This is a genomic window from Streptomyces sp. NPDC043908, from assembly GCF_056435525.1.
This window is the reverse complement of sequence record NZ_JBWKEI010000013.1, coordinates 93,721-113,830: the sequence shown is the minus strand read 5'-3', so window position 1 is coordinate 113,830 and position 20,110 is coordinate 93,721. Positions and strand designations below refer to the sequence as shown.

Sequence of the window (20,110 nt, the reverse complement as noted above, 5' to 3'; positions counted from 1 at the left end):
AGCGGGCGGGTTCGGCTCCTCGGCCCCGGCCTAGGTGGGGTCGAGTCCGTGGCCGCGCAGCCACGGCAGGGGGTCTATCGGCGACCCGCCGCCGGGACGCACCTCGAAGTGCAGGTGCGGACCGGTGGAGTTGCCCGAGTTGCCCGAGTACGCGATGACGTCACCGGCCTTGACCGGCCCCGACCGCAGCTTGGTGCTGGAGAGGTGGCAGTACCAGGTCTCGGTGCCGTCGGGCGCGGTCACTATGGCCATGTTGCCGTAGGCGCTGTTCCACTGCGTACGGATGGTGCCGTCCGTCGCGGACATCACCGGCGTGCCGTACGAGACGGGGAAGTCGATGCCGGTGTGGACCGACATCCAGTTGACGCCAGCCTGGCCGTAATAGGCACTCAGGCCCCGCTGATCGACCGGCAGCAGGAACTTGGGGCGCGCGGCTTCCTTGCGGGCGGCGGCCTCGGCCTTGCGCTGCTTCTCGGCGGCCTGGCGGGCCTTGAGGTCGAGACGTTCCTGCGTGCGGCTGGCGCGGTCGGCGAAGTCGCCCGCCTCCGCGCTGAGGTTGGCGAGCTGGGTGTCCAGCCTGCTGTTGGCGGCGACCGGCTTGACCGAGGCCGGGTCGGAGGCCATGACCGCCGTGTTCGCGTCCTTGGTCTCACCGCCGAGCCCGCTCACCGAGGCGGCAGCGACCCCGGCGGCCCCCAGCACGCACACGGACGGCACCGCGACGGTCAGCAGCGCGGACCGCTTGGCCGGGCTGCGCCGGCGGCTGCGGTTGCCCGCGGGGCGGCGGCCGGGGCCGGGCGCGGCGACCGCGACGAGCGGCTCGGCCGTGTCCTCGGCGTCCTCGGCGCCCGCGGAGTCCAACTCCCCCTCGGCGGACGGTGTTTCGGGAAGGCCGGCGTCCAGGTCGAGCGCGGGGAACTGCGCGGTGCTCTCGGCCCGCGTCTCGTCCCGCTCGCCCTCGTAACCGCTGTCGTACCCGTTCGCGGACCCGTGCTCGTACGCCTGCTCATGCCCACCGTCGGCCTGCGCGGGCGGCGTGCCGTGCCCGCCCATGCTCTCGACGCCGACGTTCCAGGCGGCCGTGTTGTACGTCCCGGTCTCGTCGTACGCACCCGCCGCGTAGCCCGCGCCGGGCACGGTCCACTGCCCGGTCGTGTCGTAGGCGGCGCCGTACGCGAACGCGGTGGTCTCGAACTGCCCGGTCTGCTGCGCCTCGTTCCAGGCGCCGGCGTCCCACTGCCCCGTGACGTCGGGCCCGGCCGCCTGCGCCGGGATCGTCCACTGGCCGGTGGTGTCGTACGAAGTCTGCTGCTGGTACTGCTGCGCGCCGTAGGCGTTCCACTGGCCCGTGTCGTACGTGCCGGTATGACCTGTGTCGTAACCGCCGGGGAGAGCACCGAAGAGCGGGTCGGTGTCGAGGGCGCCGGTGGCGTCCGCCGTGGAATGGCCGTCGTATCCGGCGTACCCGGCGTGGGCGTGCTGGTCAGTCACCAACTTCTCTCTCGCCTCGGCAACAGGACCTGGGTCCGAGGGCCCTGGGGAGGGGCTCCCGGTGGGGGAAGCAGTGGCGCGACTGTACCCGGCGGTACGCGACAGCGACAATCTTCCGCAGGTTTTATTGGATGAGGAAACGGGCAATCGACGCCTTTCGGCGGACCGTGGGCAGAGGCTTGGTCTTGCGTTCGAGGCTTGTTCGAGAATGTGAGGGCGCGGCGGGGGTACAGGACGCCGCCTCCCGCTCGCGTCAGGCGACGGAGAAAACGCCTCGCGCGTCACCGGAGTTCTCCGTCTGAAGGGCCTCCCGTATCCCGGTCGCGACGGCCGGGTGGACCGGCAGCGCCAGATGCCCGATGCCCGACACCCGTACGTTCTGAACGATCAGATCGGGGTGGTCGATACGGGCGGTCTCCACCGGGACCATCAGCGTGTCGAGGTCGCTCCAGAAGCTCACGAACCGCGTCCGGCAGCCGGGCGCGGGCCCGCGCAACTCCTCGATCACGTCTGAACCGGGGCACATCTGGCGGACGATCGGGTGCGCGCTGACGATCTGCGCGGAGCGGGTGCCCGCGTGCGGGGTACCCAGCGTGACGAGCGTACGGACGTGCGCGTCGCCGCCGAGGCGCTGGACGTAGTAGCGGGCGATCAGACCGCCGAGGCTGTGCCCGACGATGTCCACCTCGGTGTGCCCGGTGCGGGCGCGGATCTCCTCGACATGGCGGCCGAGCAGCTCGGCGGCGGTGCGGATGTCGCAGGTCAACGGGGAGTAGTTGAGGGATTCGAGGTGGCGCCAGCCGTGCCGGGACAGCGAGCGGCGCAGCAGGACGAAGACCGAGCGGTTGTCGATGAAGCCGTGCAGCAGCACGACGGGCGGCCGGGCGCGCCCGGCGGTGGGCAGCCGGGGGGCGCCGTCCGGGACCCCTTCCCGTCGCTCCGCCGCCATCCCGGAGGGATAGAGGACGAGATGGCCGGCGAGAACGGCGAGGTCGAGAGCGGCGGCGCGCAGCATCGCGGCGGAGACCCAGGCGCGGCGCAGGCGGGCGGGGAGAAGACTGGCGGGAAGGAGACTGAAGGGAAGGAGACTGAAGGGAAGGGGCGGAAACAACGGCACGGACGGCCTCCCGAACGGCACGCCGGGAGGAGCGCCGTCCCCCCGTGTGCCCTCATGGGGCGCCGTCGCGAAAACGCGCTCGTCCAGAACGCCATGGGCCGGACCACCGTGCTGCGCGGCTGACGGCACGGCGGTCCGGCTTCTTCGGAGCGGCTCCCCTTGCGCCGTCCCCGTCCGGTCGCGCCGACAGGCGGCGGACCACCGGGTGCGGGGTGCGGCGACCAAAACGAACAAGTCCCACCGTGTGATTTCCCCCTCCCCGGCGTCCGCGAAACTGCGGGGTGCGCGATGCTGTAGATAACGTTCGTTCACTTCAGGTTGTTTCAGGTTGTTCACCTCGTGTGGAGGCAGTGATGGGTGTAACCGGTCCGATCCGCGTGGTGGTGGCCAAGCCGGGGCTCGACGGGCATGACCGGGGCGCCAAGGTCATCGCGCGGGCGCTGCGCGACGCGGGTATGGAGGTCATCTACACCGGTCTGCACCAGACGCCCGAGCAGATCGTCGACACGGCGATCCAGGAGGACGCCGACGCGATCGGGCTCTCCATCCTCTCCGGCGCCCACAACACCCTGTTCGCCAAGGTCATCGAACTCCTGAAGGAGCGCGAGGCGGAGGACATCAAGGTCTTCGGCGGGGGGATCATCCCGGAGGCGGACATCGCCCCGCTGAAGTCCCTCGGCGTGGCCGAGATCTTCACGCCCGGGGCGACGACTACGTCGATCGTGGAGTGGGTGCGGGGGAATGTGCGGGCGGGGACCGGGGCGTAGACCGCCCCGCCCAACCCACGGGGCCGCCCCGCCGCCCCGCCGCCGCCTGCGGTCCGGCAGGCGACGGACCCGCGCAGTGCCCCGCGCCCCTTTCCGGCCGGGGGTTCGGCTGCGGGTCGGTGGCGGGCTGGTCGCGCAGTTCCCCGCGCCCCTTCGGGGGCCCGGACTTCGGCTGCGGGTCGGTGGTGGGCTGGTCGCGCAGTTCCCCGCGCCCCTTCGGGGCTCGGATTTCGGCTGCGGGTCGGTGGTGGGCTGGTCGCGCAGTTCCCCGCGCCCCTTGAGGGGCCGGTGGTCGTCTGCGGGTTGTGTGTGGCTGGTCGGGCGGTTCCTCGCGGTCCTGAAGGTCTGTGGCTGAGGCGGCTGTTCCGGGTGCGGGGGGTTTCCTCAGGGGCGCGGGGAACTGCGCGGGCAACCCAGCACGGTCCGCAGACGAGAGAGGGATTCCCGGGCGGAGCCCGGTGGGACGTTACCTTCGGCCCCCTCACCCCCCGGAGGGTTACGGGAAGGGGCGGGGTGGGGAAATCAACCCCCCAACTCCCCCAGCATCACCCCCCGCAACCCCAACGTCCCCACCAACCGCTGAAACGCCTCAGCCCAATACCCCCCCGCCCCCGGCGAAGCCCCCTCCTCCTCCACCGGCACAGCCGTCAACCCCTCCAGCCTCCCCGCCTCCGCGGGATCGAGGCACCGCTCCGCCAGCCCCATCACCCCACTGAAGCTCCACGGATAGCTGCCGGCGTCCCGCGCGATCTCCAAGGCGTCCACCACGGCCCGCCCCAGCCCCGCCGACCACGGCACCAGGCACACCCCCAGCAACTGGAACGCCTCCGACAACCCGTGCGCGGCGATGAACGCGGCGACCCACTCCGCCCGTTCCTCCTCCGGCAGCGTCGACAGCAGCTTGGCCCGCTCGGCCAGCGACACCGTCCCCGCATTGCCGCCCGGCGGCGAGGACGGGGTGCCCAGGAGCGCCCGCGCCCACTCCGCGTCACCCTGCCGCACCGCCGCCCGGCACCACGCCGCGTGCAGCTCGTCCCCCCAGTCGTCGGCGACCGGCAGCGCCACGATCTCGCGCGCCGAACGCCCCCCGAGCCGCCCGACCCAGCCCCCCAGCGGGGCCGCCTCCACCAACTGGCCAAGCCACCACGACCGTTCCCCCCGCCCGGTCGGCGGCTTGGGCGCCACCCCGTCCCGCTGCATCGCCGCGTCGCACTCGTGCGGTGCCTCCACCGCTATCCGCGCCCCGCCCCCGTCCCCCGAGCGGTCGAGCGCGACGCACGACGCCGCCCGCGCCGCCATCCGCCCGGCCAGCGCGGAGGCGGGCAGCGCCGACAGCAGTTCGGCGGCCGTGGCCCGGACGTTGCGGCTGCGGTCGGCGAGGGCCTGCTCCAGGAACGGCTCGTCCTCCCCGGACAGCCCCGTCCGCAGCGAGTCGAGGAACATCAGCCGGTCCTCCGCCCGCTCGGCCGCCCAGGTCCCGGCGAGCAACTCCCGCGCGGCCCCCGGCTCGTACGCCCGTACCGCCGCCAGCAGCGCCACCCGCTCGGCGAACAGCCCCTCCTCCCACAGCCGCCGCACCGCCTCGGGGTCCGAGACGTCGGGCAGGGCCGCGCTCCCCGGCCCGCCGCGCAGCGCGAACCGCCACTCCGGGTTCAGCCGGGCCAGCCACATCCCGCGCGGCCCGGCGAACGCGAGCGCCTGCGGCCGCAGGTCCGTACGCGCCCGGGCCGCGTCGAGCAGCGCGGGCAGCAGCTCCGCAGGCGCCCGGAACCCCCGCTCGGAGGCCGCGCTCAGCCACTGCGGCAGCAGCTCCGCCAGATCCGGCGCGGCCCCGCGCCGCCCCCCGGAGTGCGCCGACGCCGAACGGTCCGCCAGCAGTTGTCCCAGCCTTCGCCGCGCGGCCTCCGGCAGGGGCGGCCGGCCGTCCTCCGGCGCCCTCTCCGGCCGTACGGACGCGGGCGCGGGCAGCAGGCCCGCCCGGCGGCGGACGGTCTGCCGCGCCGCCTCGTCAAGGAGCGCGGCCGGCTCCCCGGCGGCGGGCCGCCGCTCGGTGCCGAGCAGCGCGGTGGTGACCAGCTCCTCCCAGGAACCGTCCCGCTCCCCGGCCGCAGCGGCCATGGCGGCCTCCCCTCCGTACCTCGGCGCCATCTGCGCGCCCTCCCCTCCCCGTATGTGTTCCCGCACCTGCGCGTGCCCCCGAGCGGCGCTCACCTCAGCCCGCACCGCCTCCGCCTCGCCCGGCGCCCACCCCGCCAGGGGCGCGAACCCCCGGTGGCCGCACTCGCCGAACACCGTCACCGGGCCGCCGCCCGACAGCGCGACGAGCTTCCACAGCCCCGCCCGGTCGGCGGCCGCCTGGGCCACCGGCAGCGCCGACTCGCCCTCGCTGTCGGCCAGTTGCCACGTCTCCGCGCCGCCCTCGACGGGCGGCACCGGTATCACCGCGCCCAGCGTCACCGGCCACGCGTCCAGCCACGGGTCGTCCCGCAGTGCCCGTCCGTACCGCTCCATCGCCTCGGCCGTGGTGGCGCCCGGCGGTGGCCCGTCCGCCGCGAGCGGCGCCCCGAACCGCTCGCCCAGCGCGGCGCGCACCTGGCCGCCACCCGGGTACGGCGTGAGCTCGGCGTCGATCGCCAGACCGACCGGCAGGGCGAGCTCGGGGGCCCGGCCCGCCGCGCCGAAGTCGAGCACCATCGCCGTGCGGTCCGACTCCCGCCCGTGCAGCCAGATCCGGCGCGTGGTCAGCTTGGTGTCGGCCGTGTCGTACTGCGCCAGGACCTGCCACAGGTCCCGCACCGGCGGCCCCTGCGGCGGCGTGGGCACCCCGATCCGCGCCCGGACCGTGGCGGCCAGCGGCTCGGGCAGCGCCTCGCGGGCAAGCCAGGCCCGGTCGAGCAGATGCAGCAGTGCGCACTCCTCCAGGAGCCGCACCGGCCAGCCCGGACCGGAGCCGGGTATCGCCCCCAACTCCCGGACCCGCGCGGCCAGTCCCGGCGCCTGCGCGTCGACCATGCGGGCGGCCGTCTCCTCCCACAGTCCGTACCCCGGCCGCTCGGCCGCCGCCAGGCCGCCGCGCAGCAGGTCCTCAAGGCGCTGTTCCAGCTCGCCCGCCCCGGCCGTGACCCGCTCGGCGCGCTTCTCCGCGCGGCGCCTGGCCGCCTCGGGATCGGCCGTCCGCGCCTCGGCCGGCCCCGCCGCCCCGCTCTCCTTCTTCTCCGTCCGCGCCCGCCGCCCGCGCAGCCACTCCTCGGCCCAGCCGGGCACCTCCCCGTCCGCGACGGCCGGCACCGCCTGCTCGTCCGCGGCCCAGAGCAGCAGCAGCCCCAGCGCGTGCTTGCACGGGAACTTGCGGCTCGGGCAACTGCACGTGTATCCCAGCCCGCCCGTGTCGACCACCGTCTGGTACGGCCTGCTGCCGCTGCCCTTGCACCGGCCCCACACGCTCACGTCGTCGCAGCCGCTCTCCGACCACGGTCCGGCCGTGCCCAGCCTGCTCCCCGCCTTGCGTGACGCGGCGTCAGGAGCCAGGGCCAGCACCTGATCCGCCGTCCAGCGCACCCCCTGCTGATTCATGGTTGTGAAGGTAGCCGCCCCCACTGACAATCACCCCGGCCCGTGTGCTCACCCGGGCGTTGACCTGCGCTTTCGTTCGCGCCGAGGCCGATTGTCAGTGCCGTGGTGCACGGTGGAGGCACATCGGGTCGACTGATCTGGAGGGGGATCCATGACCGTGTCCGCAACCCATTCCGCAGGCGCCGCGAGCGGTGTCGAGGCGGCCGCCGCCGAGGCCCTGCGTCCGCACGCCGAGCAGGCGTTCGCGCATGAGCTCAGGGCGCTTGCAGCCGCCGACGACCGGCCGAGGCCCGCCCGATGGCAGCTCTCGCCGTGGGCGGTCGCCACCTATCTGCTCGGCGGCACGCTGCCGGACGGCACGGTGATCACGCCGAAGTACGTGGGCCCGCGCCGCATCGTCGAGGTCGCCGTCACCACCCTCGCCACCGACCGGGCGCTGCTGCTGCTCGGCGTCCCCGGCACCGCCAAGACGTGGGTGTCGGAACATCTCGCCGCCGCCGTCAGCGGCGACTCCACGCTGCTGGTGCAGGGCACGGCCGGCACGTCCGAGGAGGCGATCCGGTACGGGTGGAACTACGCGCAACTGCTCGCGCACGGCCCGAGCCGGGACGCCCTGGTGCCCAGCCCGGTCATGCGCGCCATGGCCGAGGGGATGACGGCCCGGGTCGAGGAGCTGACCCGTATCCCCGCCGACGTGCAGGACAGTCTGATCACGATCCTGTCGGAGAAGACCCTGCCCATCCCCGAGTTGGGCCAGGAGACCCAGGCGGTGCGCGGCTTCAACCTCATCGCCACGGCCAACGACCGCGACCGGGGGGTCAACGAGCTGTCGAGCGCGCTGCGCCGCCGCTTCAACACGGTGGTGCTGCCGCTTCCGGCGACCGCCGACGAGGAGGTCGACATCGTCTCCCGCCGGGTCGACCAGCTCGGCCGCTCGCTCGACCTGCCCGCCGCGCCCGAGGGCATGGACGAGATCCGCCGTGTCGTCACCGTCTTCCGAGAGCTGCGCGCCGGGGTGACGGGCGACGGCCGCACCAAGCTCAAGTCGCCCTCGGGGACGCTCTCCACGGCCGAGGCGATCTCGGTGGTGACCGGCGGTCTGGCGCTGGCCGCGCACTTCGGCGACGGTGTGCTGCGCTCCGGCGACGTGGCGGCGGGCATCCTCGGCGCGGTCGTCCGCGACCCGGCGGCGGACCGCGTCATCTGGCAGGAGTACCTGGAAACGGTGGTGCGCGAGCGCGACGGCTGGAAGGACTTCTACCGCGCCTGCCGAGAGGTGTCGGCATGACCGGCCTGTCGCCGGGGACGCCCGGCGCGCCGCCGCCACCGGGCCCCTGGCTGCTCGGAGTGCGCCACCACGGCCCCGGTTCGGCGCGTGCCGTCCGGGCCGCGCTGGAGGCGGCGAGGCCCCGGGCGGTGCTGATCGAGGGCCCGCCCGAGGCCGACGGGCTCCTCGCGCTCGCCGCCGACCCGGACATGCGGCCACCGGTCGCCCTGCTCGCCCATGTGGTGGACGACCCGCGCCGCGCCGCCTTCTGGCCGATGGCGGCGTTCTCGCCGGAGTGGGTGGCCCTGCGCTGGGCCCTGGAGGAGGGCGCCGAGGTCCGCTTCATCGACCTCCCGGCGTCCCACTCCCTGGCGCTGGGCGAGAGCGCCCCGGACACCGAACCGCTCAGCGCGACGGACAACGGCCCGGACGGAGGCCCTGGCAACGGCCCTGGCAACGGCCCGGACGACGGCCCTGGCAACGGCCCTGGCAACGGCCCGGACGACGGCCGGGACAACGGCCCCGCGTGCGAGGGGAATGGCGAGGCGCATCCGGAAGGCGCCCCCGTCGAGCCCGCCCTGCGCGTCGACCCGATCGGCGTGCTCGCCCAGACCGCCGGATACGACGACCCGGAGGCCTGGTGGGAGGACGTCGTGGAGCACCGCGACGGCGCCCCGGGAGCCGACCCATTCGGCCCGTTCGCCGTCCTGGGCGAGGCGATGACGGCGCTGCGCGAGGCGTACGGGGACGGCGGCCACACGCGCGACCTGGTGCGCGAGGCGTACATGCGCCGGCAACTGCGGGGCGCGCGGCGCGAGTTCGGGGACGAGGTCGCGGTGGTGTGCGGCGCCTGGCACGTGCCCGCGCTCGCCGCCCGCACCACCGTGGCCGCCGACCGGGCGCTGCTCAAGGGCCTGCCCAAGGTGAAGGCCGAGCTGACCTGGGTGCCCTGGACCCACCGCCGCCTCGCCCGGCACAGCGGTTATGGCGCGGGCATCGACTCGCCCGGGTGGTACGGACATCTGTTCTCCGCCCCCGACCGGCCCGTCGAACGGTGGATGACCAAGGTCGCCGGACTGCTGCGCGCGGAGGACCGGCAGGTCTCGTCCGCGCACGTCATCGAGGCGGTAAGGCTTGCCGGGACCCTCGCCGCGATGCGCGGGCGCCCGCTGCCGGGCCTGGCCGAGACGACCGACGCGGTGCGGGCGGTGATGTGCGAGGGCTCCGACGTGCCGCTCGCCCTCGTCCAGGACCGCCTCGTCGTCGGCGATGTGCTGGGCGAGGTCCCGGAGGCCGCCCCGGCCGTCCCGCTCCAGCGCGATCTCACCCGCGCCCAGCGCACCCTGCGGCTCAAGCCGGAGGCGCTGGAGCGGGAGCTGGAGCTCGATCTGCGCAAGGAGACCGACGCCGCGCGCAGCCGGCTGCTGCACCGGCTGAGCCTCCTCGGCATCGGGTGGGGCGAGCAGTCGGTGTCCCGGGGCAGCACCGGCACGTTCCGGGAGAGCTGGCGGCTGCGCTGGGAGCCCGAGCTGTCGGTGCGGGTGGCCGAGGCCGGGGTCTGGGGGACCACGGTCCTGGCCGCCGCCACCGCCCGGGCCGAGGCGGAAGCCGTGGGGGCGACGGTCCTGGGGGAGATCACCGCGCTGGCCGAGCGCTGTCTGCTGGCGGGACTCTCCGACGCGCTTCCCGTGGTGATGCGCGCGCTCGCCGACCGGGCCGCGCTCGACACCGACGTCGCCCACCTCGCCCAGGCGCTGCCCGCCCTGGCCCGCACGCTGCGGTACGGAGACGTGCGGGGCACGGAGACCGCCGCGCTCGGGGAGGTCGCGGCCGGGCTCGCCGAGCGGATCTGCGTCGGCCTGCCGCCCGCCTGCACGGGCCTGGACGCGGACGGCGCCACCGAGATGCGCCGCCGCGTCGACGACGTCCACGCCGCCATGGCCCTCCTCCCGCAGGCACCCGACGGGCCGCTCACGCTGCGGGACCGCTGGGCGTCGGTCCTGGCCAGGCTGGCCGGGCGCGACTCGGTGGCGGGGGAGATCCGGGGCCGCGCCGTCCGGCTGCTCCTGGACGACGGACGGCTGGAGGACACCGAGGTGGAGCGCCACATGGGCCTGGCGCTCTCCGTCGGGACACCGCCCGGGGAGGCCGCCGCCTGGATCGAGGGGTTCGTCGGGGGCGCGTCGGGCGGCGGCATGCTGCTCGTCCACGACGAGCGGCTGCTGGCCCTGGTCGACACCTGGCTGACCGGCGTCCCGGCCGACGCCTTCACGGACGTACTGCCGCTGCTGCGCCGCACCTTCTCGGCGTACGAACCGGGAGTGCGCCGCACCCTCGGCGAGCTCGTCCGGCGCGGCCCCGGCACACCCGGTCCGGCCGCCGCCCTCGCCTCGGCCCCCGGATTCGCGGCCGGGCTGGACCAGGAGCGGGCCGACGCCATGGAGCCGCTGCTGCGGCTGCTCCTCGGCGGTGCCCACGGGCCGGGCGCCCAGGGCCCCGGCGCGCACCCGCAGCAGTCCGACCAGGACCAGATGGCAGGAGCGGTGAAGTGAGCACAGGTCAGCCGACGACAGGCACCGGACACCGCGACGCGGCCTCCGGCGAGCGGCTGCGCCGCTGGCGGATGGTGCTCGGCGGGGAGCAGGGCGCCGAGGGGACGGGCCACCCGCTCACCGGGCGCGACGCCGCGATGGACGGCGCGCTCTCCGCGCTCTACGGCGGCTCCGGCGGCCGGGGAACGTCCAAGGACCGGGGCGCCGGGCTCGGCGCCTCCGCCCCGGCCGTGGCCCGCTGGCTGGGCGACATCCGTACGTACTTCCCCAGCTCCGTCGTCCAGGTCATGCAGCGCGACGCCATCGACCGGCTCGGGCTCTCCGCGCTGCTCCTGGAGCCCGAGATGCTTCAGGCCGTCGAGGCGGACGTGCACCTGGTGGGCACGCTGCTCTCGCTCAACAAGGCGATGCCGGAGACCACCAAGGAGACGGCCCGCACGGTCGTCCGCAAGGTCGTCGAGGACCTGGAGAAGCGGCTCGCGACCCGGACGAGGGCGACGCTGACGGGCGCCCTGGACCGTTCGGCGCGGATCAGCCGCCCCCGCCACCGGGACATCGACTGGGACCGCACCATCCGGGCGAACCTGAAGAACTACCTGCCCGAGCACGGCACGGTCGTCCCGGACCGCCTCATCGGCTACGGACGGGCCGCCCGGTCCGTCAAGAAGGACGTCGTCCTCTGCATCGACCAGTCCGGCTCGATGGCCGCCTCCGTCGTCTACGCGTCGGTCTTCGGCGCCGTCCTCGCCTCCATGCGCTCGATCGCCACCCGCCTCGTCGTCTTCGACACGGCCGTCGTCGACCTCACCGACCAGCTCGACGATCCGGTGGACGTGCTGTTCGGCACCCAGCTGGGCGGCGGCACCGACATCAACCGGGCCCTCGCCTACTGCCAGTCGCAGATCACCCGTCCTGCCGACACCGTCGTCGTACTGATCAGCGACCTCTACGAGGGAGGGATCCGTCACGAGATGCTCAAGCGGGTGGCGGCGATGAAGGCCTCCGGGGTGCAGTTCGTGGCCCTGCTCGCCCTCTCCGACGAGGGCGCCCCGGCCTACGACCACGAGCACGCGGCGGCCCTGTCCGCGCTGGGCGCGCCCGCCTTCGCCTGCACCCCCGACCTCTTCCCGGAGATCATGGCGGCGGCCGTCGAGAAGCGGGCTCTGCCGATACCTGACACGCTGTGAACAGGTGATCTGTGACAGGTATCACCGCTCCGGTGTGATCTGCGATTTAGGGAGCTCGCTCTGGCGGGGATAACCTGCGAGACGGACATGCCGCGTACCCGGCCACCGTGTACGCCTCCCTCAGTGACAGCGCCGTCACGTTGCCCTTCGCGGCACGCCCACGCAGAAAACGAACCGCGAGACCACTGAAAAGGGACGGACGCGCGTGGACCTGTTCGAGTACCAGGCGAGGGACCTCTTCGCCAAGCACGGTGTACCGGTGCTGGCCGGTGAAGTGATCGACACGCCTGAGGCAGCCCGCGAGGCGACCGAGCGGCTGGGCGGCAAGTCCGTCGTCAAGGCGCAGGTGAAGGTAGGCGGCCGCGGCAAGGCCGGCGGCGTGAAGCTGGCCGCGAACCCGGACGAGGCCGTCGCCCGGGCGACGGACATCCTCGGCATGGACATCAAGGGCCACACGGTCCACAAGGTGATGATCGCCGAGCTGTCCCCCGAGATCGAGGCGGAGTACTACGTCTCGTACCTCCTCGACCGCACCAACCGCACCTTCCTCGCCATGGCGTCGGTGCAGGGCGGCATGGACATCGAGGAGGTCGCGGAGAAGACCCCCGAGGCCCTCGCGAAGGTCCCGGTCAACGCCGTCGAGGGCGTGACCATCGAGAAGGCCCGCGAGATCGTGGCCCAGGCGAAGTTCCCGGCCGAGGTGGCCGAGGGCGTCGCCGAGGCGATGGTGACCCTGTGGGAGACCTTCGTCGCCGAGGACGCGCTCCTTGTCGAGGTCAACCCGCTGGTGAAGACCAAGGACGGGCGCATCCTGGCCCTGGACGGCAAGGTCTCGCTCGACGAGAACGCCGACTTCCGCCAGCCCGGCCACGAGGCGCTCGAGGACAAGGACGCGGCCAACCCGCTCGAGGCCGCCGCCAAGGCCAAGGGCCTCAACTACGTCAAGCTCGACGGCGAGGTCGGCATCATCGGCAACGGCGCGGGGCTCGTCATGAGCACCCTCGACGTCGTCGCGTACGCCGGTGAGAACCACGGCGGCGTGAAGCCGGCCAACTTCCTCGACATCGGTGGCGGCGCGTCCGCCCAGGTGATGGCGAACGGCCTGGAGATCATCCTCGGCGACACGGACGTCAAGTCCGTGTTCGTCAACGTCTTCGGTGGCATCACCGCCTGCGACGAGGTCGCCAACGGCATCGTCCAGGCGCTGAAGCTCCTCGCCGACAAGGGCGAAGAGGTCACCAAGCCGCTGGTCGTGCGCCTCGACGGCAACAACGCGGAGCTGGGTCGCAAGATCCTGTCGGACGCGAACCACCCGCTGGTCCAGCGTGTGGACACCATGGACGGCGCGGCCGACAAGGCCGCCGAGCTCGCGGCAGCGCGCTGACCTTCGCCCGTCTCCGACACGACTAAGGGACTCAGGAAACCAGAGCCATGGCTATCTTCCTCAACAAGGACAGCAAGGTCATCGTCCAGGGCATGACCGGTGCCACGGGCATGAAGCACACCAAGCTCATGCTCGCGGACGGCACCAACATCGTCGGCGGTGTGAACCCGCGCAAGGCCGGTACGTCCGTCGACATCGACGGCAACGACATCCCGGTCTTCGGCACGGTCGCCGAGGCGATGGAGAAGACCGGCGCCAACGTGTCCGTCCTCTTCGTGCCGCCGGCGTTCGCCAAGGCCGCCGTGGTCGAGGCGATCGACGCCGAGATCCCGCTCGCCGTGGTGATCACCGAGGGCATCGCGGTCCACGACTCCGCCGCCTTCTGGGCGTACGCGAAGGCCAAGGGCAACAAGACCCGCATCATCGGCCCGAACTGCCCCGGCCTGATCACGCCGGGCCAGTCCAACGCCGGCATCATCCCGGGCGACATCACCAAGCCGGGCCGTATCGGCTTGGTGTCGAAGTCCGGCACGCTGACGTACCAGATGATGTACGAGCTCCGTGACATCGGCTTCTCGTCCGCCGTCGGCATCGGTGGCGACCCCATCATCGGTACGACGCACATCGACGCGCTCGCCGCGTTCGAGGCCGACCCCGACACCGACCTCATCGTCATGATCGGTGAGATCGGCGGCGACGCCGAGGAGCGCGCGGCCGACTTCATCAAGGCCAACGTGACCAAGCCGGTCGTCGGCTACGTCGCGGGCTTCACCGCGCCCGAGGGCAAGACCATGGGCCACGCCGGCGCCATCGTCTCCGGCTCCTCCGGCACGGCCGCCGCCAAGAAGGAGGCCCTGGAGGCCGCGGGCGTCAAGGTCGGCAAGACGCCGACCGAGACGGCCAAGCTGGCGCGCGAGATCCTCGCCGGCTGACCTCCCGGTCACCCGTACGGCTGGTCCGTACGTCTGGACGTCCGTACGTCCGCACGCGCGTGGGCCCGCACCCCCTCGGACATCACCGAGAGGGGGTGCGGGCCCACGCGCGTTCGCGTGCGCGCGGGGCGTGCGCGCCGGTCAGCGGAACTCCGGGACCAGCCGTTCGGGCCCGTGCACGGGCTCTTCGAGCAGCTTGCGGTGGAGCTCCACGTCCACCTCGCCCTGCCGCTGCGGACCGCTGTTGAGCGGGACGTTGCCGATGCGCTGGCCCGGGGAGACGGGCGGGATGTAGCGGGTGGGCGCGGTGGAGAGCGTGAACGCGGTCGCGCCCACGATGACGGCGGTCAGGCTGACGGCGGCGCGCGTCCAGACCCGGATGCGGCGCTCGCCGCCGGTCCGCACGCGCCGGGGGCCGGGCAGCTTGACGACGCCCTCCGGCTGGGCGAGCACCAGGTCACCGAGGCGCCGGCGCAGCAGCTCGGACAGCGCCTCCGGGGTGGCCGCCGCGGCGAGTTCCGGTACGCGGAAGGCGACGGCCTCGCGGGCGTGCAGCACCCGGTTCGCGGTGGCGGGGGTGCTGGCCTGGGTCTCGGCGGCGGTCTCGGGCAGGTCGAGGCCGAGGCCGTCGTAGAGCAGGAGCGTACGGCGGTAGGCGGGCGGCAGTTCGAGGAGCGAGCGCAGCAGCCTCCGGAGCCCGCGGTCGGCCGGGGGCCGGTCGGGGCGGCGGTGCGCGGGGCGGAACCGGTGCCAGGGGGAGAGGGCGTACTCGTGCGCCGCGGCCCGCACCCACCCGGCCGGATCCGGGTCGGTGGCGACCTCGGGCCAGTGCTGCCAGGCGAGGTGGAAGGCGCGCTCGACGGCCTCCTTGGCCAGCCGCCGCCGCCCGGTGAGCAGGTACGCCTGGTGGGCGAGGGGGGTGGAGAGGGCGGCGTAGAGGGCGTCGAAGGCTTCGCCCGCGGTGTCGAAGAGGGGGTGGGGGTGGCCGGTGGACCCGGGGTCGGCCTCGGCCTCGGCCTCGTCGCCGGGGACGGTCCCGGTCTCTGTCTCGGCCTCGGCGCCGGTCTGGGTCTCGGTCTCTGTCTCGGCCTCGGCGGCGGGCTCGGTGTCGGGGTCCGTGCCGCTGCCTGATCCGACGTCCTTGCCGGGATCCGTGCCGGCTTCCGCGCTCGAACGGGCCGGGTGGTCTCCGCCGGCCGGGGCTTCCTTGAGCGGGCCCTGGGGGGCCGGACCCTCCACGAGCGCGCCCGGCAGCGTGGCGCCCGGAGGCGTACCGCCCGCCCGTTCGGCGCGGAGCGTGGCCTCACCGGCCGGCGAGGGGAACGGCGCCGGGGCGGGGCCGTGGGCGTGGGCGGGTCCGTGGGCGTGGGCCGGGTCGTGGACCTGGGCGGGGTCGTGGACGTGGCCCAGGTCATGGGCCGGGTCGTGGCGGACCGGGGCCGAGGCCGGGGGCTTGGCGGCGCGCTTCGCGGCGGAACGGGGGCGGCGGGTGCTGTGGCGCTTGAGGGACACGCCGGGTTTCACCCGGACGGTGGGGGCGCCCGGCCCCGACCCCGTTCCCGGCTCCGTTCCAGTTCCCGACCCCGACCCCGTATCCGCTCCGGCGTCGGCGCCGCCGTTCGCGCGCCCGCTCCCCGGGGAGGCGTCGGCGTGCGGCGCCGGGGGCGGGGCCCCGCCGGAGCCCGTGACGGACCGTTCCTCCGGGGACGGCAGGGGCGGCGACGACATGGCGGCACCGGTGTCGGACGTGCGCTCTGTCATGAAGGGCTCCCTGGACTCCCCGCGAAGGCCGAGACGGCCGTACCGCCCGCAGCCTTACCCCGAGCGGAAAAGTACATAAACGTATATTGGGCGACACGGCGGGCATTTTCCCGTTACGCGGATAAGGCGCGTGTCGTTGGCAGCATGGCGGCGTGACACAAGTGACCGATCGCGGCCTGATGGTGCCGACGGCCCAGGGCCGCTCGTCCGTGCTGGCCACCTGCGTGCTGCGCGGGGTGATGGCGGCGGGGCTCGGCCTGGGCGCGCTCGCCGTGCTGGTGACGGTGGTGTGGATCAGCTCGCCGTACCCCGACAGCGGGCCCGGCGGCGCTCTGCGCGCGGCGGCCTCGCTGTGGCTGCTCGCCCATGGGGCGCACCTGGTCAGACCGGACACGCTCAGCGGGGTGCCCGCGCCCGTGGGCGTGGTGCCGCTGCTGCTGGTCGGGCTGCCGGTGTGGCTGGCGCACCGGGCGGCGCGGGACGTACCGGCGTACGGGGACGGACAGGAATACGGGGACGGAGGCGAGGGCGGGGAGGGGGACGGGGCCGAGGAGGACGACGACGAGTCGGTGGTGCTGCCGCCGCCCTGGACCGCCTTCGCGGCCGTGACCGGCGGATACCTCGCCGTGGGCGCGGCGGCGGTGCTGTACGCGTCCGACGGCCCGCTGCCCGCCGCGCCGCTCAGCGCCGCACTGCATCTGCTGCTGGTCGCGTCGGGGGCGGTGGCGGCCGGGCTCTGGACCGCGTACGGCCGTCCGGACGCCGCGCTGCCGCGCTGGGTGCCCGGCGCGGTGGGGCGGGTGCTGGTGGGTCGTCATGTTCATACGGCTGTACGAGCCGGGTCGGCCGGGACCGCTGTGCTACTGGCGGGCGGGGCGCTGCTCGCGGGGACGGCGCTGATGTGGCACATCGGTACGGCCCAGGACACGTTCCTGCGACTGGCGGAGGACTGGCCTGGGCGGCTCGCGGTGGTGCTGCTGGCACTGGCGCTGGTGCCGAACGCGGCGGTGTGGGCGGCGGCGTACGGGCTGGGGCCGGGGTTCCTGCTCGGGGCGGGTGCGGTGGCGACGCCGCTCGGGGTGACGGGGACGCCGGCGGTGCCGCACTTTCCGCTGTTGAGCGCCCTGCCCGAGGAGCCGCGCGGCAACTGGGCGACCTGGTCGGTGGCGGTGCTGCCGGTGGCGGCCGGGGTGGCCGTCGGCTGGTGGACGGCGCGGCGGGCGAGGGACGGGGAGGAGGCGTGGCGGCCCGGGGAGACGGCGCTGGCGGCGCTGTACGGGGCGGTGGTGTGCGGGGCGGCGCTCGCGCTCCTGTCCGCGCTCTCGGGCGGCCCGCTCGGCACGGCGCGGCTGGCGGTGCTGGGGCCGGTGTGGTGGCGTACGGGGGCGGCGGCACTCGGGTGGACGGCGGGGGTCGGGGTGCCGGCGGCGCTGGTGCTGCGGTGGTGGTGGGGACGGGTGCCGGCGGAGCCGGAGGTGCCGGAAATGCCGTCCGCCGTTCCGGATGGGCTGCCCGTGCGGGCGGCGGTGTTGGAGGGGCGGGAGCCGGTGGGGCATGGGCGGTCGTGGTCGCGGGTCGTCCGGTGGCGGCGGTCCACGGATGGGGTGCGGTGGTGGGCGCGGCCGGCGTGGTGGCGGCGGCCTGCGGGTGGTGCGCGCGGGTGGGCGCGGCTCGCGTGGTGGCGGCGGCGTCCGGGCGGCGGGGGAAAGGTGGTGGAGCGGGGCGCGTACGAGCCGTACGACTTCCTGCCGACGGGGGCGGGGGCGTGGCACGACAGCGGGGCGCGGGAGGCGCGGTGGGCCGCGTTGCGGGAGGCGTCCGGGGGGTTGATGCCGGAGATCGCGCCGGGGGCGGGGGGTGCGGGGGAGCGGGATGCGGGGGAGGACGCGGGGGCGGGGCCGCACTAGCCACCCCGGCCCACCCGCCCGCCCGCCCGTTCGGCGGGGTTGGAGGGCCCGGGCCTCTGGAGGTGGCTAGCCGGGGGACGGTGCCTGCGGGCCGGTGGTGGTCACCCTGTCCCACCCGCCCGCCCGTTCGACGGGGTTGGTGCGCCCGGGTCCCTCGTGGTGGCCTTGCCGTCGTCGGCGTCTGCCGGCTGGTGGTCGCCTTGTCCCACCCGCCCGCCCGTTCGGCCGGGTTGGGATGGCCCGGGCTTTTGGAGGTGGCTTGCCGGGCATCGGCGCCTGCGGGCCGGTGGTAATCGCCCTGTCCCACCCGCCCGCCCGTGCAGCCGGGTTGGGATGGCCCGGGCCTCTCGTGGTGGGTTGCCCCCGGTTGGCGGCTGTCGGCCGGTGGTCGCGACGCCCGCCTGCGGCGGGCTGCGTCCCACCCGCCCGCCCGTGCAGCGGGGCTGGAACGCCCGGGCCTCTGGAGGTGGCTTGCCGGGGTCGGCGCCTGCGGGCCGGTGGTCGCCTTGTCCCACCCGGCCGCCCGTGCAGCCGGGTTGGGATGGCCCGGGCTTTTGGAGGTGGCTTGCCGGGGGACGGTGCCTGCGGGGCGGTGGTGGTCGGCCTGTCCCACCCGGCCGCCCGTGCAGCCGGGTTGGTGCGCCCCGGGCCTCTCGTGGTCGGCTTGCCGTCGTCGGCGTCTGCCGGCCAGGGGCGCCCTATCCGGCCCGCCCGCCCCTCCACCGGAGCCCGGCCAGGGAGCAAACCCCGGCCCGCCCCCTCACCCCCCAGGGGAGCAAACCCCGGCCCGCCCCCTCACCCCCCAGGGGAGCAAACCCCGGCCCGCCCCCTCACCCCCCCAGGGGAGCAAACCCCGGGCCGCCCCCTCACCCCCCAGCCACTCCTACTCCTCCACCCCGAACACCGGCCGCAGCGGCTTCGGCAGCATGTCATTGCACGACAGGGAGCCCGTCTTCGTCAGGGCGTCGTCCACGCACGTGTAGTAGTCGCGGTACACGATCTGCATCGTGAACGTCGCCGCCACGATCGACAGGGACAGGATCGCCGTCACCAGGCCCGTCACCGCCGCCGTCGTCTGCGGCCTCGCGGGAGGCGCGGGCGGGGTCGGCGTAGGGGCCGGGGCCTCGGGGGGCTTCGGCTTGGCGCGCAGGGAGCTGATCGCCCAGTACAGCGCCAGTGAGCCCAGCAGCAGCGCGATCTCCGGCATGTCGAACAGGGCGAAGAAGAACGCCCACATGCCCGACAGCAGGGCGTAGCGCGCACGGCGCTGGGCCGGGTCCGTGGGGTCCCAGCGCAGGGCGGGGCCCGGCGGCGGGTTCTGGCCGGGGTTGGGGCCCGAGCCGCGCTCCGGGTCCTCCGGGCGGTTGCCGAAACCGCCCTGGCCCCGGCCGGGCTGGCGGCTGCTCCACTGGCTGCCCCAGGGCGAGCCGCCGTCCGCCGGGCGGCGCGGCCGCCACGGCTGGTCGGGGCGGCCCTCCGGCGGCGGTGCGAACGGGTTGTCGTCGGACGGCTTCCGGTCCCGGCCGCCGTCCTCCGACGCCCCCGGCCCCGACCCGGCACCCGACCCGGCACCCGACCCGGCACCCGACCCGGTACCTGTGCCAGCGTCCGTACCCGTGCCCGCACCAGTACCCGTACCAGCGTCCCTACCTGTGCCCGTGCCAGTGCCAGTGCCCGCACCCGTACCCGTGCCCGCACCCGGGCCGTCCCCGGTCCCCGCGCCGGCCCCCGGACCCGTCCCGGGTCCCCCGGCTCCCTCTCCCCGCGACCGCGGTGTGGAATCCGTCGATCCCGGCGAATCCGGCGATCCCGTCGATCCCGGCGAATCCGTCGGCCCCGACGAATCCGTCGTCGCGGGGGACTGGCGTTCTGCGAACGGCTGGTCGCGTCGGTCCGGCATCTGGTGAACGTCTTCCCCTCGGACCCCTCGCCAAGGGGGTCGCATTCGTCGGGCATTCAGGTGGAGTCGCCTCGCGCGTCCCGCCGGGCCGCCCGCACGGGCGGGGACCGGACGGACACGCGACGCGACTCCGGCCCGTGCCCTTGTCCGTGCTCTTGTCGGTGCTCTTGTCGTCATCGTGGCGCCGTCCGCGGACCGCGCCTCCCCAGACGCTACCTGCCGGGCCTGCCCCCGTCCCGTGGGGGCGGTTCGGTGTGCCGGTATCGTTGCTG

11 protein-coding genes and 2 pseudogenes are annotated in these 20,110 nt (G+C 74.7%); 7 read left to right on the top strand and 6 right to left on the bottom strand.

Annotated features, from left to right (window positions below; genetic code table 11):
- Nucleotides 1–30: 30 nt before the first annotated feature.
- Together AC069K_RS26690 and AC069K_RS26685 are read right to left on the bottom strand one after the other, a co-directional pair.
- Complete coding sequence (locus AC069K_RS26690) at nt 31–1,491, bottom strand: M23 family metallopeptidase (RefSeq protein WP_478620622.1); 1,461 nt, start codon at nt 1,489–1,491, stop codon at nt 31–33.
- 253 nt (nt 1,492–1,744) lie between these two features.
- The gene (locus tag AC069K_RS26685; RefSeq protein ID WP_478620619.1) at nt 1,745–2,608 is read right to left on the bottom strand and encodes an esterase/lipase family protein; all 864 of its coding nucleotides are present in this window, start codon (nt 2,606–2,608) and stop codon (nt 1,745–1,747) included.
- 353 nt (nt 2,609–2,961) lie between these two features.
- Here AC069K_RS26685 and AC069K_RS26680 point away from each other — a divergent pair, with 353 nt between their 5' ends.
- Nucleotides 2,962–3,375 carry a coenzyme B12-dependent isobutyryl CoA mutase small subunit gene (locus tag AC069K_RS26680; RefSeq protein WP_365103770.1) on the top strand — a complete coding sequence of 138 codons (414 nt, stop codon included), beginning with the start codon at nt 2,962–2,964 and terminating at the stop codon, nt 3,373–3,375.
- Between the two features lie 522 nt (nt 3,376–3,897).
- Here AC069K_RS26680 and AC069K_RS26675 read toward each other — a convergent pair.
- Together AC069K_RS26675 and AC069K_RS26670 are read right to left on the bottom strand one after the other, a co-directional pair.
- The gene (locus tag AC069K_RS26675) at nt 3,898–5,493 is read right to left on the bottom strand and encodes a DUF5691 domain-containing protein (protein ID WP_478620751.1); all 1,596 of its coding nucleotides are present in this window, start codon (nt 5,491–5,493) and stop codon (nt 3,898–3,900) included.
- A gap of 1,200 nt (nt 5,494–6,693) precedes the next feature.
- A pseudogene (locus tag AC069K_RS26670) lies at nt 6,694–6,948 on the bottom strand (SWIM zinc finger family protein); the annotation flags it as partial.
- Nucleotides 6,949–7,099: 151 nt separating this feature from the next.
- Here AC069K_RS26670 and AC069K_RS26665 point away from each other — a divergent pair.
- The 5 genes from AC069K_RS26665 to sucD all read left to right on the top strand — a co-directional run bounded on the left by AC069K_RS26665 (nt 7,100) and on the right by sucD (nt 14,270).
- Nucleotides 7,100–8,236: an ATP-binding protein gene (locus AC069K_RS26665; protein ID WP_478620615.1), complete on the top strand. Its 1,137-nt coding sequence runs from the start codon at nt 7,100–7,102 to the stop codon at nt 8,234–8,236.
- On the top strand, nt 8,233–10,767 hold the full coding sequence (locus AC069K_RS26660; RefSeq protein WP_478620612.1) for a DUF5682 family protein: 2,535 nt from the start codon (nt 8,233–8,235) through the stop codon (nt 10,765–10,767). The genes AC069K_RS26665 and AC069K_RS26660 overlap by 4 nt, the downstream gene beginning before the upstream one ends.
- Before the next feature lie 71 nt (nt 10,768–10,838).
- Entirely contained in the window at nt 10,839–11,954 is a 1,116-nt protein-coding gene (locus AC069K_RS26655) for a vWA domain-containing protein (RefSeq protein WP_478620749.1), read from the top strand.
- Between the two features lie 205 nt (nt 11,955–12,159).
- Entirely contained in the window at nt 12,160–13,338 is a 1,179-nt protein-coding gene (gene sucC, locus AC069K_RS26650) for an ADP-forming succinate--CoA ligase subunit beta (protein WP_365103784.1), read from the top strand.
- A gap of 47 nt (nt 13,339–13,385) precedes the next feature.
- Nucleotides 13,386–14,270: a succinate--CoA ligase subunit alpha gene (sucD, locus tag AC069K_RS26645; protein ID WP_365103786.1), complete on the top strand. Its 885-nt coding sequence runs from the start codon at nt 13,386–13,388 to the stop codon at nt 14,268–14,270.
- Nucleotides 14,271–14,411: 141 nt separating this feature from the next.
- Here the strand turns inward: sucD and AC069K_RS26640 are convergent, their stop codons facing one another.
- A complete protein-coding gene (locus tag AC069K_RS26640) occupies nt 14,412–15,782 on the bottom strand; it encodes a SigE family RNA polymerase sigma factor (protein WP_478620609.1) in 1,371 nt (456 codons plus the stop codon).
- Between the two features lie 401 nt (nt 15,783–16,183).
- Here AC069K_RS26640 and AC069K_RS26635 point away from each other — a divergent pair, with 401 nt between their 5' ends.
- Nucleotides 16,184–17,938, top strand: a complete 1,755-nt coding sequence (locus AC069K_RS26635; RefSeq protein ID WP_478620606.1) for a cell division protein PerM — start codon at nt 16,184–16,186, stop codon at nt 17,936–17,938.
- A gap of 883 nt (nt 17,939–18,821) precedes the next feature.
- Here the strand turns inward: AC069K_RS26635 and AC069K_RS26630 are convergent.
- Nucleotides 18,822–19,532: pseudogene (locus tag AC069K_RS26630) on the bottom strand (hypothetical protein); the annotation flags it as partial.
- Between the last annotated feature and the right edge of the window lie 578 nt (nt 19,533–20,110).

Excerpts from the sequence above, each read along its gene's own strand:
- AC069K_RS26665 (WP_478620615.1), top strand. The coding sequence starts at position 7,100 with ATGACCGTGTCCGCAACCCATTCCGCAGGCGCCGCGAGCGGTGTCGAG.
- AC069K_RS26660 (WP_478620612.1), top strand. The coding sequence starts at position 8,233 with ATGACCGGCCTGTCGCCGGGGACGCCCGGCGCGCCGCCGCCACCGGGC.
- sucD (WP_365103786.1), top strand. The coding sequence starts at position 13,386 with ATGGCTATCTTCCTCAACAAGGACAGCAAGGTCATCGTCCAGGGCATG.
- AC069K_RS26655 (WP_478620749.1), top strand. The coding sequence starts at position 10,839 with ATGGTGCTCGGCGGGGAGCAGGGCGCCGAGGGGACGGGCCACCCGCTC.
- AC069K_RS26680 (WP_365103770.1), top strand. The coding sequence starts at position 2,962 with ATGGGTGTAACCGGTCCGATCCGCGTGGTGGTGGCCAAGCCGGGGCTC.
- AC069K_RS26675 (WP_478620751.1), bottom strand. The coding sequence starts at position 5,493 with ATGGCCGCTGCGGCCGGGGAGCGGGACGGTTCCTGGGAGGAGCTGGTC.